Here is a 12,744-nt window from a genome sequence, read left to right on the forward strand (position 1 = left end):
CGCGTCCTACTGAAAGGAATCCACCGCATGCCTCTGCTTACGCGCGTGGCTGCCCTGCTCGGCAGCCTCGTCATGGGCTTCGCAGGTCCGGCGCTCGCCAGGGATGTCGACCCGGCCAGTTACGGCTACCCCCTGGGCAACCCCTTCGAAGCGACCATCGCCACCACCCCGGCGGAACTGCGCCCGCAACTGCCGGACGATGCCGACATCGACCAGCACGACTACGCCCTCAAGCTGCGCCCGGAACGCGAATTCCAGCTGCCGGACAACTTCTGGCCGGTGAAGAAGCTGCACTACCGCCTGGCCCGCCAGGACCACCCCGCGCCGCTGGTGTTCATCATCGCCGGCACCGGCGCCAGCTACCTCAGCAGCACCCCGGAGTACCTCAAGCGCCTGTTCTACGGCGCCGGCTACCACGTGGTGCAGATTTCCTCGCCGACCAGCTGGGACTTCATGGCCGGCGCCTCGATGCGCGCCACCCCCGGCTACAGCCCCGACGACGCCGACGACCTGTACCGGGTGATGCAGGCGGTGCGCGCCCAGCACCCGAGCCTGCCGGTCACCGGCTACTACCTCACCGGCTACAGCCTCGGCGCGCTGCACGCGGCCTTCGTCAGCCACCTCGACGAAACCCGCCGCAGCTTCAACTTCAAGCGCGTGCTGCTGCTCAACCCGCCGGTGAACCTCTACACCTCGGTGAGCAACCTCGACCGCCTGGTGCAGACCCAGGTCAAAGGCATCACCGACTCCAGGACCTACTACCAACTGGTGCTCGGCAAACTGACGCGCTACTTCCAGCAGAAGGGCTACATCGACCTCAACGATGCCTTCCTCTACGACTTCCAGCACTCCAGGCAGCACCTGACCAACGAAGAGATGGCCATGCTGATCGGCACGAGCTTCCGCTTCTCGTCCGCCGACATCGCCTTCACCTCGGACCTGATCAACCAGCGCGGGCTGGTCACCCCGCCGCACTACCCGATCAACGAGGGCACCAGCCTGGAACCCTTCTTCAAGCGCGCGCTGCAATGCGACTTCGACTGCTACATGGTCGAGCAGCTGATCCCCATGTGGCGCAAGCGCCATGGCGGCGGCAGCCTGCCGCAGCTGATCCAGCAGACCAGCCTGTACGCCCTGCAGCAGTACCTGCACGACACGCCGAAGATCGCCGTGATGCACAACGCCGACGACGTCATCCTCGGCCCCGGCGACATCGGCTTCCTGCGCCGCACCTTCGGCGACCGGCTGACGCTGTACCCGCTGGGCGGCCATTGCGGCAACCTCAACTACCGGGTCAACGCCCAGGACATGCTGGACTTCTTCCGCGGCCAGGACGCCACCCTGCAGGCCGCCGCCGACACAGGAAAGCGCTAGATGACCCGCCGATCCCCCTGGCTGCTGGCCCTGCTGCTGGGCAGCGCGCTGGCCCACGCCGACAACGCCTCCGACCTCGGCCCGGCGCCCGCCGTGCCGCCCTCGGCCGCCAGGCAGGTGCAGCTGACGCCCGACGCCGACGGCTTCAAGCACCCGCTGGACGCGCTCAAGTTCAACCCCGGCCTGGACCAGCGCGAGTTCGAACGCGCCACCCTCAGCGCGCTCAACGTCTACGACCCCTGGGAGTCGTGGAACCGCCGCGTCTACCACTTCAACTACCGCTTCGACGAGTGGGTGTTCCTGCCCGTGGTGCACGGCTACGAGTACGTCACCCCACGCTTCGTGCGCAGCGGCGTGAGCAACTTCTTCAGCAACATCGCCGAGGTGCCGAGCCTGCTCAACAGCCTGCTGCAGTTCAAGGGCAAGCGGGCCATGAACACCACCGCGCGGCTGCTGTTCAACACCACCTTCGGCGTGCTCGGCCTGTGGGACCCGGCCACCCGCATGGGCCTGCCGCGGCAACCCGAGGACTTCGGCCAGACCCTCGGCTTCTACGGTGTGCCCGCCGGCCCCTACCTGATGCTGCCGATCCTCGGCCCGTCCAACCTGCGCGACACCGGCGGGCTGGTCACCGACTTCGTCGCCGGCCAGCAGGTGGACTACCTGGGCGTGGCCAGCGCCAGCGGCGACTACTGGGAAATCCCCACCCTGGAGGTCATCGACCGGCGCTACAGCAACAGCTTCCGCTACGGGCAGATGAACACGCCCTTCGAGTACGAGAAGCTGCGCTACTTCTATACCGAGGCGCGCAAGCTGCAGATCGGCGAATGAGTGGGCGGGCCGAATATCGACAAATTCGATATTCGGCCCGCAAAACTCGCAACCATTCATTCAATCGGCGGGACTACCATGGCCTCCATGCCTGAACGAGGAGGTCCCCCATGACCCAGCTGCGCAACCTGATCGACCTGCACATCGGCCACCCCGCCTCCGACGGCGCCGGCGTGCGCCTAACCCGCGTGATCGGCGGCCCGGGCATCGAACGCTTCGATCCCTTCCTGATGCTCGACCAGTTCGACACCCAGAACCCCGACGACTACATCGGCGGCTTCCCCGACCACCCGCACCGCGGCTTCGAGACAGTGACCTACATGCTCGAAGGGCGCATGCGCCACCGCGACCACCTGGGCAACGAGGGCCTGCTCAAGCCCGGCGGCGTGCAGTGGATGACCGCCGCCCACGGCATCATCCACAGCGAGATGCCCGAGCAGGAGCACGGCGCCATGCGCGGCTTCCAGCTGTGGCTGAACCTGCCCGGCAAGAGCAAGCTCGGCCCGGCCGGCTACCGCGACATCGAGCCGCAAGACGTACCGCGCACCACCACCGCCAACGGCGTGGAAGTGACGGTGATCGCCGGGCGCTTCGACGACGGCCAGGCGCAACTCGACGGCGCCGTGCAGCGCCCGGACACCGAACCGCACTACTACGACCTGAAGCTGCCGGCCGGCGCCGACATCGGCCTCAATCTGCCGAACAGCCACCGCGCGCTGCTGTACGTCTACGAAGGCAGCCTGCAGGTGCAGGCCGAGCGCGGCGGCGAGGTCGGCACTAACCGCCTGGCGCGCCTGGGCGAAGGCGACGCGGTGAAGCTGCACAGCGACCAGGGCGCGCGAGTCCTGCTGCTGGCCGGCAAGCCGCTGGACGAGCCGATCGTGCAATACGGGCCCTTCGTGATGAACAGCCGCGAGGAGATCGAACAGGCCCTGCGCGATTACCGGGATGGCGTGCTGGCGGTCTGAGCCGCCGGGGTCGCGGCCCTGCCCGCGAAATCGCGCGCAGGGCGCGCCCACATGGATACGGCGAGGGTGAGGCAGCGTAGGAGCGGATCTTATCCGCGAACCGCGCCGGAACCTCCGGCTATCGCGGACAAGGTCCGCTCCTACGGGGGAGGAATACCGTGCCCCCGGCAACCTGTAGGAGCGGGCCCTGCCCGCGATTTCGCGCGCAGGGCGCGCTCCTACATGGTTACGGCATGGGTGGGGCAGCGTAGGAGCGGATCTTATCCGCGAATCGCGCCGGAACCTCCGGCTATCGCGGACAAGGTCCGCTCCTACGGGGGAGGAATACCGTGCCCCCGGCAACCTGTAGGAGCGGGCCCTGCCCGCGATTTCGCGCGCAGGGCGCGCTCCTACATGGATACGGCGTGAGTGGGGCAGCGTAGGAGCGGATCTTATCCGCGAATCGCGCCGGAACCTCCGGCTATCGCGGACAAGGTCCGCTCCTACGCTGCCCCACCCTACAGGCAATGCTCCTCCAGCCCAAGAAAGCGCACCAGCTCCGCGCGCTTGTCCATCGCATCCTTGTAGCCCAGGCGGATCAGCTCGTGGCAATAGCCGCGCTCGAACAGCAGGTAGCTCAGCACCCCCGCCCCGCTCGCCCGCGTCGCGCCCGGGCTGCGCAGGAACAGGCGGACCGCCCAGGGCAGTTCCTTGCGGTGCTTGGCCGCGATCTCGTCCAGCGGCCGCGACGGCGACACCAGCAGCACTTCCACCTCGCGCAGTCCCGCTTCGTGGCAGCGGCGCTCCTGGGGCACCAGCGAGCCCAGGTAATTGACGCGCTGCAACACCTCGATATCCCCCTCCAGGCTATCGATGAAGGTGCTGTTGAGCAGGTGGATGCCCATCTGCGCCAGGGTCGGCGGCCGCCCGCTGGCCTGGCCGGCGCCTTCGTTGGGGTCGTTGCGCATCGGGTTGCCGCTGACGCCGATCACCAGCACGCGGTTGGCGCCCAGGTGCAGCGCCGGGCTGATCGGCGCCTGCTGGCGCACCGCGCCATCGCCGTAGTACTCGCGCTTGATGCGCACCGGGGCGAACAGCAGCGGGATCGCCGAGCTGGCCAGCAGGTGCTCCAGGTGCAGCCGCGTCGGCACGCCGATGCGCCGGTGGCGCAGCCAGGGCTCGATGGTGGCGCGGCCCTGGTAGAAGGTCACCGCCTGCCCGGAGTCATAGCCGAAGGCGGTCACCGCCACCGCGCGCAGCTTGCGTTGCTGCAGGGCGGCGCTGATGCCGGAAAAGTCCATCTCGCGGGCCAGCAGGTGGCGCAGCGGCGTGCTGTCGAGCAGCGCCACCGGCCGCCGCCGGCCCAGGCCCAGCAGGCTGTGGCCGAGGAAGCGCAGGGCCTGGCCGAGCACCCCGGTGAAATCGGCGCGGTACACCTGGCCGGTGTGGAAGCCCTTCCACACCCGCGTCAGGCTGTGGATGGCCTCGCGGAAGGACAGCGCGCCGCAGGCCAGGCCCACCGCGTTGATGGCGCCGGCCGAGGTGCCGACGATGACCGGGAAGGGATTGGCCGCGCCCTCCGGCAGCAGCTCGGCGATGGCCGCCAGCACGCCCACCTGGTAGGCGGCGCGGGCGCCGCCGCCGGAGAGGATGAGGCCGGTGACGGCCTGGGGGGATTGGGGAACGGCAGATTCAGTCACGACCGGAGTCCTGGATGCGTCCTGCATTTGAGTATGCAGCGCCGCTCGCCGCGGTAAAGCCGGCCGCCGCGCTCAGCGCTTGTCGTAGAGCTTCGGCGCGCCTTCCGGGCGGCTCTTGAAACGGCGGTGGGCCCAGAGGTACTGCTCGGGCTGCTGGCGGATCTCGGCTTCCACCCACTGGTTGATGCGCAGGCAGTCGGCCTCCTCGCTCTCGCCGGGGAAGTCCTGCAGCGGCGGGTGCACCACCAGGCGGTAGCCGGAGCCGTCGGCCAGGCGCGTCTGGGTGAAGGGCATGACCTGCGCGCGGCCCAGGCGGGCGAACTTGGTGGTGGCGGTGACGGTGGCGGCCTGGATGCCGAACAGCGGCACGAACAGGCTCTGCTTGGCGCCGTAGTCCTGGTCCGGGGCGTACCAGATGGCGCGCCCGGCGCGCAGCACCTTGAGCATGGCGCGCACGTCCTCGCGCTCGATGGCGCTGGCGTCCAGGTTGTGCCGCTCGCGGCCGCGGCGCTGCACGTAGTCGAACACCGGGTTGTCGTGCTCGCGGTACATGCCGTCGATGGTCTGCACCTGGCCCAGCAGCGCCGCGCCTATCTCCAGGGTGGTGAAGTGCATGGCCATGAGGATCACGCCCTTGCCTTCGGTCTGGGCCTGGCGCAGGTGCTCCAGGCCTTCTATATGAGCGAGCCTGGCCAGGCGCGCGCGGGGCCACCACCAGCTCATGGCCATCTCGAAGAAGGCGATGCCGGTGGAGGCGAAGTTGGCCTTGAGCAGCCGGGTGCGCTCGGCGGCGGACAGCTCGGGGAAGCACAGTTCCAGGTTGCGCGCGGCGATCGCCCGGCGGCTGCCGACCACGCGGTACATCAGCGCGCCCAGGCCGCGCCCCAGCGCCAGCAGCGCCGGATAGGGCAGCTGCACCACCAGCCACAGCGCGCCCAGGCCCAGCCACAGCGGCCAGTAGCGCGGATGGAGGAAGGCGGGACGAAAGCTGGGACGATCCATGGAGGGTTCCGAAATGACAGGCAAAGGCGGCATTCTACCGCGAGCGCCGCCTTTGCGCCGCCGCCCCGGTGCCACTATCGCACCTGGCCCCGCGCCAGGCTTGCGGCTGCCGGGAGGGTTCGCTATAAGTCGAGGCCATTTAGCGATGCAGTGCGACCATGAGCCAAGCCGACCTCCTCGACCAAGATCCCGTTTTCCAGCTCAAGGGCAGCATGCTCGCCGTCACCGTGCTGGAACTGGCGCACAACGACCTGTCGCGCCTGGACCGTCAGCTCGCCGACAAGGTCGCCCAGGCTCCCAACTTCTTCCGCGACACCCCGCTGGTGCTGGCCCTGGACAAGTTGCCCGACGGCGAGGGCCAGCTCGACCTGCAGGGCGTGCTGGACATCTGCCGCCGCCACGGCCTGCGCACCCTGGCCATCCGCGCCAACCGCGAGGAAGACCTGCGCCTGGCGACCATGCTGGACATCCCGGTGCTGCCGCCCTCCGGCTCCCGCGACCGCCCGCTGGAACCCCGGGACGCCGCGGCGGCCCCGGCGAACGAAGGCATAGTGCGCCGCCCGCGCAGCGAGAAGCTGGCCGAACCGGTGGTCGAAAAAGCCATCGACAAGGCCAACGGCAAGACGGCGGACAAGGCGCCTGAAAAAGCCCCTGAAAAGACCTCTGAAAAGGCTGCCGAACCCGCCGCCCCGGCCGTCCGTCCGACTAAACTGGTGACCACCCCGGTACGCGGCGGCGTGCAGATCTACGCCGCCGGCGGCGACCTCATCGTGCTCGCCCCCGTGAGCCCCGGTGCGGAACTTCTCGCCGACGGCAACATCCACGTATACGGTCCGATGCGCGGTCGTGCCCTGGCCGGCGTCAAGGGCGACACCAGCGCGCGAATCTTCTGTCAGCAACTGGGTGCCGAACTAGTCTCGATCGCCGGGAATTACAAGGTGGCAGAAGACCTTAGGCGCAGTCCGCAATGGGGGCAGGCGGTACACGTCAGCCTGTCGGGAGACGTGTTGAACATCACCCGCCTTTAACGGATACTGCCGCGAATTTCAGGGACCAGAACTCTTCGTTTTTTCTTTGGGGTGAATCACCTTGGCCAAGATCCTCGTAGTCACATCCGGTAAGGGTGGCGTCGGTAAAACCACCACCAGCGCCGCCATCGGCACCGGCCTGGCCCTGCGCGGCCACAAGACCGTCATCGTCGACTTCGACGTGGGCCTGCGTAACCTCGACCTGATCATGGGCTGCGAACGCCGCGTGGTTTATGACTTCGTCAACGTCATCAACGGCGAAGCCACGCTGACCCAGGCCCTCATCAAGGACAAGCGCCTCGAGAACCTGTTCGTTCTGGCCGCCAGCCAGACCCGTGACAAGGACGCCCTGACCCAGGAAGGCGTCGGCAAGGTCATGGAAGAACTCAAGCAGAACTTCGAATACATCATCTGCGACTCCCCGGCCGGCATCGAGAAGGGTGCCCACCTGGCCATGTACTTCGCCGACGAGGCGATCGTCGTGACCAACCCGGAAGTCTCCTCGGTGCGCGACTCCGACCGCATGCTCGGCCTGCTGGCCAGCAAGTCGGCGCGTTCCGAGAAGGGCGAGGAGCCGATCAAGGAACACCTGCTGCTGACCCGCTACAACCCCGAGCGCGTCACCAAGGGCGAGATGCTCGGCGTGGAAGACGTCGAGGAAATCCTGGCGATCCGCCTGCTGGGCGTGATCCCCGAGTCGCAGGCCGTGCTCAAGGCCTCGAACCAGGGCGTGCCGGTCATCCTCGACGAGCAGAGCGACGCCGGCCAGGCCTACAGCGACGCGGTCGACCGCCTGCTGGGCAAAGAGATGCCACATCGGTTCCTCGATGTGCAGAAGAAAGGATTCCTGCAACGACTGTTCGGAGGACGTGAATGAGCCTTTTAGACTTCTTTCGCAGCCGGAAAGCGCCGAACAGCGCGTCCATCGCGAAGGAAAGACTCCAGATCATAGTCGCCCACGAGCGCGGCAACCGTTCGCAACCGGATTACCTCCCGCAGCTGCAGAAAGACCTGCTGGAAGTGATCCGCAAATACGTGCCGATCGACCAGGAACAGGTCCAGGTGGAACTGGCCAACCAGGGCAGCTGCTCGATCCTGGAACTCAACATCACTCTGCCGGAACGTTGATCGTTCCCGGAGTGAACTGCGGCGGCCTCGGCCGCCGCAGTCATTTCTAGCCGCTGTCGAGGCCCCATGCCGCTGTCGAACATCCAGATCGTCCACCAGGACGCCGCCCTGCTGGTGGTGAACAAGCCCACCCTGCTGCTCTCGGTGCCCGGCCGCGCCGAGGACAACAAGGACTGCCTGGTCACCCGCTTGCAGGAAAACGGCTACCCGGAGGCACGCATCGTCCACCGCCTGGACTGGGAAACCTCCGGCCTGATGGTCCTGGCCCGCGACGCCGACAGCCACCGCGAGCTGTCCCGGCAGTTCCACGACCGCGAGACCGAAAAGGCCTACACCGCCCTGTGCTGGGGCGAACCGGAGCTGGACAGCGGGCGCATCGAACTGCCGCTGCGCTACGACCCGGAGAACAAGCCTCGGCACATCGTCGACCACGAGCACGGCCGCCACGCCCTGACCTTCTGGCGCGTGGTGGAACGCTGCGGCCAGTACGCAAGAGTCGAGCTGACGCCGATCACCGGCCGCTCGCACCAGCTACGCGTACACATGCTGTCCATCGGCCACCCGCTGCTCGGCGACCGCCTCTACGCCGAGGGCGAAGCCCTGGCCCTGCGCGACCGCCTGTGCCTGCACGCCAGCCTGCTGTGCCTGACCCACCCGCAGAGCGGCGAGCGCCTGCGCTTCGAGTCGCCGGCGCCGTTCTGAGCGGGAACCGCCATGGACCGGCAAGACTTCCACCGGGCAACCCGCGGCGCCCCGCCCCATCCGTCGCTGATGCAAGCGCTGGAGCATTGGCACTGCGCGCCCGGCCTGGCCCTGGACCTGGGTTGCGGCTCGGGACGCGACACCCATGAGCTGCTGCGCCAGGGTTGGCGGGTGCTGGCGATCGACAGCAATGCCGCCGGCCTGCGTCACCTGACGGAAGGCTTATCCGCAGGCCAGGCCGAACGCCTGCGAACCCGCTGCGAACGCTTCCAGGACACCGCCCTGCCCAACGCGCAGCTGATCAACAGCAGCTTCGCCCTGCCCTTCTGCCCGCCTGCCGATTTTCCGCGCCTGTGGCAAGGCATCGAGGCTGCCCTGGAGCGTGGCGGATTGTTCGCCGGGCACTTCTTCGGCGAGCGCGACCAGTGGCAGGGGCGCGACGGCATGAGCTTCCACACCCGCGAAGCCGCGCAAGCCCTTTTCCAAGGCTGGGAAACGCTGCGCTTCGAAGAACACGAATGGCAAGGCAAGACCGCCGTCGGTGGTACCAAGCACTGGCATATCTTCGCCGTGGTGGCACGACGCCCGTAGGAGCGGACCTTGTCCGCGATAGCCGGACATCCCGGCGCGATTCGCGGATGAGATCCGCTCCTACGCCGCCCCACCCGCACCATTCCCCTGTAGGAGCGCGCCCTGCGCGCGAAATCGCGGGCAGGGCCCGCTCCTACAATTCACCGTGAGGCATGGTGCCCCCGTAGGAGCAGACCTTGTCCGCGATAGCCGGACGTCCCGGCGCGTTTCGCGGATAAGATTCGCTCCTACGCCGCCCCATCCGCACCATTCCCATGTAGGAGCGCGCCCTGCGCGCGATTTCGCGGGCAGGGCCCGCTCCAATTCACCGTGAGGCATGGTGCCCCGTAGCGGACCTTGTCCGCGATAGCCGGACATCCCGGCGCGATTCGCGGATGAGATCCGCCTACGCCACCCCACCCGCACCATTCCCCTGTAGGAGCGCGCCCTGCGCGCGAATCGCGGGCAGGGCCCGCTTCTACAATTCACCGTGAGGCATGGTGCCCCCCGTAGCGGACCTTGTCCGCGATAGCCGGACGTCCCGGCGCGATTCGCGGATAAGATCCGCTACGCCGCCCCACCCGCACCATTCCCATGTAGGAGCGCGCCCTGCGCGCGAATCGCGGGCAGGGCCCACTCCTACAATTCACCGTGAGGCATGGCGTCCCCCGTAGGAGCGGACCTTGTCCGCGATAGCCGGACGTCCCGGCGCGATTCGCGGATGAGATCCGCTCCTACGCCGCCCCACCCGCACCATTCCCCTGTAGGAGCGCGCCCTGCGCGCGAATCGCGGACGGAGTCCGCGATGAATCCCCGCCGGCACTGCCACAGCCCCGCCGCCCCCGCCATTTGCGATAAACTTCCGCCCATCGTTGTCCGGAGTTTCCCATGCGTGCAGATCTCAACCAGGGCCTGATCGATTTCCTCGCGGCCTCGCCGACGCCTTTCCACGCCACAGCCAGCCTCGCCCGGCGCCTCGAGGAGGCCGGTTACCAGCGCCTCGACGAGCGCGACGCCTGGCGCACCGAGGCCGGTGGGCGCTACTACGTGACGCGCAACGACTCCTCGCTGATCGCCTTCAAGCTCGGCCGCAACGCCCCGCTGGAGCACGGCCTGCGCCTGGTCGGCGCGCACACCGACAGCCCCTGCCTGCGCGTCAAGCCGAACCCGGAACTGGCCCGCAAGGGCTACTGGCAGCTGGGCGTCGAGGTCTACGGCGGCGCCCTGTTCGCGCCCTGGTTCGACCGCGACCTGTCCCTGGCCGGGCGCGTCACCTTCCGCCTGGCCGGCAAGGTGGAAAGCCGCCTGATCGACTTCCGCGCGCCCATCGCGGTGATCCCCAACCTGGCCATCCACCTCAACCGCGAGGCCAACATGGGCTGGGCGATCAACGCGCAGACCGAACTGCCGCCGATCCTCGCCCAACTGGCCGCCGGCGAGACCCGCGACTTCCGCGACCTGCTCGGCGAGCAGTTGCAGAACGAGCACGGCATCATCGCCGACGCCATCCTCGACTACGAACTGAGCTTCTACGACACCCAGCGCGCCGCGGTGGTGGGCCTGGGCGGCGAGTTCATCGCCGGCGCCCGCCTGGACAACCTGCTGTCCTGCTACGCCGGCCTGGAAGCCCTGCTGGACAGTGGCGACGAGCAGAGCGCGGTGCTGGTCTGCACCGACCACGAGGAAGTCGGCTCCTGCTCGGCCTGCGGCGCCGACGGCCCCTTCCTGGAGCAGGTGCTGCGCCGCCTGCTGCCCGACGGCGACACCTTCGTGCGGGTGATCCAGCGCTCGCTGCTGGTCTCCGCCGACAACGCCCACGGCGTGCACCCCAACTACGCCGACAAGCACGACGGCAACCACGGCCCGCTGCTCAACGGCGGCCCGGTGATCAAGGTCAACAGCAACCAGCGCTACGCCACCAGCAGCGAGACCGCCGGCTACTTCCGCCACCTGTGCCTGGAGAACGAAGTGCCGGTGCAGAGCTTCGTGACCCGCAGCGACATGGGCTGCGGCTCCACCATCGGCCCGATCACCGCCAGCCAGCTGGGCGTGCGCACCGTCGACATCGGCCTGCCGACCTTCGCCATGCACAGCATCCGCGAACTGGCCGGCAGCCACGACCTGCGCTACCTGGCCAAGGTGCTGGGGGCGTTCTATGGCAGTGCCGAGTTGCCTTGAGGCTGCGGCTTTTCGTAGGAGCGAGCTTGCTCGCGAACGGCGTTTCCCGGGCACTCCGATGTTCGGGGTGAGCTCTGTTCCCTCTCCCTAACCCTCTCCCTGAAGGGAGAGGGGACCGTTGGGCAGGGTTTGATGTTATGGCGTTAGCCGGCTAGCGCAGTGGCTTCCGGCGGAAACCATCACCTTTCTCGGCACGGACAAGCCCCCTCTCCCTTCAGGGCGGGGCGCGCAGCCGAGGGCTGGGGAGAGGGGGCGAAGGTCAACCAAACGCACGAAGGTCCGGGTTCGCGAGCAAGCTCGCTCCTACGAAGAGCCCCACGCCGTCAATCCGGCACTTCCACGCTCACATGAATGGCGTCGTGCCGCCAGAACTCCAGGTCGCAGTCGATCACCCGGCCGTGCTGGTCGCGGTTGATGCGGGTGATGCGCAGCGCCGGGCTGCCCTCGGCCACCCGCAGGGCGCTGGCGGCTTCGCCGTGCAGGGCGGTGGGGACCATGTCGAAGCGCACGCGGCCGTAGCGGATGTCGTAGCGGCTGGCGTAGAGATCGGTCAGCGACTGGCGCAGGTCGCTGTCGAGGATGCCAGGGAAATAGGCCGGGTTCAGGTAGTGCTCCACGTACAGCACCAAGCGCCCGTCCACCCTTCGTGCGCGGCGGATCTGGTAGACGCTGGACAGCGCCGGCAGCTCCAGGTGCGCGCAGATCGCCGGGCTGGCCGGCAGTTGGCGCGCCGACAGCACCTCGGTGGCCGGTACCCGCTGCTGGCCGGCGACCATCGCGTGGAAGTGGCTGCGCACCAGCGGGTTGTACAGCAGCCGCGGCGGCGAGACGAACCAGCCGCGGCGCTCCTCGCGGTAGATCAGGCCCTGGGCTTCCAGCTGCGTCAGCGCCTCGCGCAGGGTGATGCGCGTGGTGTCGAAGAGCTCGCTCAGGCGCCGCTCCGCTGGCAGCTTGCCGCCGGCCGGCAGCAGGCCGCTGTCGATCTGTTCCAGCAGCGCCCGGCAGATCGCCGTCACCGTCGGTAGCGCCTCGTCGCGCATGCTGTTTCCCTCTTTTGGACTAGACCAGCCCCAAGCTGGGGCACTTCACCGCAACCGGCGGCAGCTTCCACTGTAGGAATCGCCGGTGACCGTCCGGTGACAATGCCATGGCAAGCAGGCCCCATGCCAGCTCCCGGGCCCGGCATAGCCCCGGCGCATCAAGGTCTTGTGCATGGTCTAGGCTGTATCCGGGCGCTGCCTGCCGAACGATCGGCCGCCGCCCGGACACGAAATTGTCATGCCC

12 protein-coding genes are annotated in these 12,744 nt (G+C 68.1%); 9 read left to right on the plus strand and 3 right to left on the minus strand.

What is annotated here, in order from left to right; genetic code table 11:
* The first annotated feature begins 27 nt into the window (after window positions 1-27).
* The 3 genes from mlaY (at window position 28) to QSJ95_RS22370 (ending at window position 3,173) form a co-directional block, all read left to right on the plus strand.
* Complete coding sequence (gene mlaY / locus QSJ95_RS22360; RefSeq protein ID WP_285645379.1) at window positions 28-1,374, plus strand: lipid asymmetry maintenance lipase MlaY; 1,347 nt, start codon at window positions 28-30, stop codon at window positions 1,372-1,374.
* Entirely contained in the window at window positions 1,375-2,205 is an 831-nt protein-coding gene (locus QSJ95_RS22365) for an MlaA family lipoprotein (protein ID WP_009620504.1), read from the plus strand.
* Between the two features lie 110 nt (window positions 2,206-2,315).
* Complete coding sequence (locus QSJ95_RS22370) at window positions 2,316-3,173, plus strand: pirin family protein (RefSeq protein WP_285645381.1); 858 nt, start codon at window positions 2,316-2,318, stop codon at window positions 3,171-3,173.
* Between the two features lie 497 nt (window positions 3,174-3,670).
* Here QSJ95_RS22370 and QSJ95_RS22375 read toward each other — a convergent pair whose 3' ends face one another.
* Both QSJ95_RS22375 and QSJ95_RS22380 read right to left on the minus strand, forming a co-directional pair.
* A complete protein-coding gene (locus QSJ95_RS22375) occupies window positions 3,671-4,852 on the minus strand; it encodes a patatin-like phospholipase family protein (RefSeq protein WP_285645382.1) in 1,182 nt (393 codons plus the stop codon).
* 72 nt (window positions 4,853-4,924) lie between these two features.
* The gene (locus tag QSJ95_RS22380) at window positions 4,925-5,854 is read right to left on the minus strand and encodes a lipid A biosynthesis lauroyl acyltransferase (RefSeq protein WP_285645383.1); all 930 of its coding nucleotides are present in this window, start codon (window positions 5,852-5,854) and stop codon (window positions 4,925-4,927) included.
* Window positions 5,855-6,012: 158 nt separating this feature from the next.
* Between QSJ95_RS22380 and minC the strand changes: the two genes are divergently transcribed.
* The 6 genes from minC to QSJ95_RS22410 all read left to right on the plus strand — a co-directional run bounded on the left by minC (window position 6,013) and on the right by QSJ95_RS22410 (window position 11,460).
* Window positions 6,013-6,882, plus strand: a complete 870-nt coding sequence (gene minC / locus QSJ95_RS22385) for a septum site-determining protein MinC (protein WP_009620512.1) — start codon at window positions 6,013-6,015, stop codon at window positions 6,880-6,882.
* A 61-nt stretch (window positions 6,883-6,943) separates the two neighbouring features.
* On the plus strand, window positions 6,944-7,759 hold the full coding sequence (gene minD / locus QSJ95_RS22390) for a septum site-determining protein MinD (RefSeq protein WP_009620514.1): 816 nt from the start codon (window positions 6,944-6,946) through the stop codon (window positions 7,757-7,759).
* Entirely contained in the window at window positions 7,756-8,010 is a 255-nt protein-coding gene (gene minE / locus QSJ95_RS22395) for a cell division topological specificity factor MinE (RefSeq protein ID WP_009620516.1), read from the plus strand. The genes minD and minE overlap by 4 nt, the downstream gene beginning before the upstream one ends.
* A gap of 66 nt (window positions 8,011-8,076) precedes the next feature.
* On the plus strand, window positions 8,077-8,712 hold the full coding sequence (locus QSJ95_RS22400; protein ID WP_285645386.1) for an RluA family pseudouridine synthase: 636 nt from the start codon (window positions 8,077-8,079) through the stop codon (window positions 8,710-8,712).
* A 12-nt stretch (window positions 8,713-8,724) separates the two neighbouring features.
* Window positions 8,725-9,303, plus strand: a complete 579-nt coding sequence (locus QSJ95_RS22405) for a class I SAM-dependent methyltransferase (RefSeq protein WP_285645387.1) — start codon at window positions 8,725-8,727, stop codon at window positions 9,301-9,303.
* 867 nt (window positions 9,304-10,170) lie between these two features.
* Window positions 10,171-11,460, plus strand: coding sequence for a M18 family aminopeptidase (locus QSJ95_RS22410; RefSeq protein ID WP_285645389.1), 1,290 nt, complete (start codon window positions 10,171-10,173; stop codon window positions 11,458-11,460).
* A gap of 323 nt (window positions 11,461-11,783) precedes the next feature.
* On the opposite strand, the gene QSJ95_RS22415 is transcribed toward QSJ95_RS22410, so the two are convergent.
* The gene (locus QSJ95_RS22415) at window positions 11,784-12,500 is read right to left on the minus strand and encodes a UTRA domain-containing protein (RefSeq protein WP_009620522.1); all 717 of its coding nucleotides are present in this window, start codon (window positions 12,498-12,500) and stop codon (window positions 11,784-11,786) included.
* Window positions 12,501-12,744: the final 244 nt, after the last annotated feature.

It is taken from the genome of Pseudomonas sp. NBRC 100443 (assembly GCF_030268185.1).
Lineage (GTDB): Bacteria > Pseudomonadota > Gammaproteobacteria > Pseudomonadales > Pseudomonadaceae > Pseudomonas > Pseudomonas citronellolis.

Coding starts and splice junctions, on each gene's coding strand:
- mlaY (WP_285645379.1), top strand. CDS start 28: ATGCCTCTGCTTACGCGCGTGGCTGCCCTGCTCGGCAGCCTCGTCATG.
- QSJ95_RS22365 (WP_009620504.1), top strand. CDS start 1,375: ATGACCCGCCGATCCCCCTGGCTGCTGGCCCTGCTGCTGGGCAGCGCG.
- QSJ95_RS22370 (WP_285645381.1), top strand. CDS start 2,316: ATGACCCAGCTGCGCAACCTGATCGACCTGCACATCGGCCACCCCGCC.
- QSJ95_RS22380 (WP_285645383.1), bottom strand. CDS start 5,854: ATGGATCGTCCCAGCTTTCGTCCCGCCTTCCTCCATCCGCGCTACTGG.
- minC (WP_009620512.1), top strand. CDS start 6,013: ATGAGCCAAGCCGACCTCCTCGACCAAGATCCCGTTTTCCAGCTCAAG.
- minE (WP_009620516.1), top strand. CDS start 7,756: ATGAGCCTTTTAGACTTCTTTCGCAGCCGGAAAGCGCCGAACAGCGCG.
- QSJ95_RS22400 (WP_285645386.1), top strand. CDS start 8,077: ATGCCGCTGTCGAACATCCAGATCGTCCACCAGGACGCCGCCCTGCTG.
- QSJ95_RS22405 (WP_285645387.1), top strand. CDS start 8,725: ATGGACCGGCAAGACTTCCACCGGGCAACCCGCGGCGCCCCGCCCCAT.
- QSJ95_RS22410 (WP_285645389.1), top strand. CDS start 10,171: ATGCGTGCAGATCTCAACCAGGGCCTGATCGATTTCCTCGCGGCCTCG.
- QSJ95_RS22415 (WP_009620522.1), bottom strand. CDS start 12,500: ATGCGCGACGAGGCGCTACCGACGGTGACGGCGATCTGCCGGGCGCTG.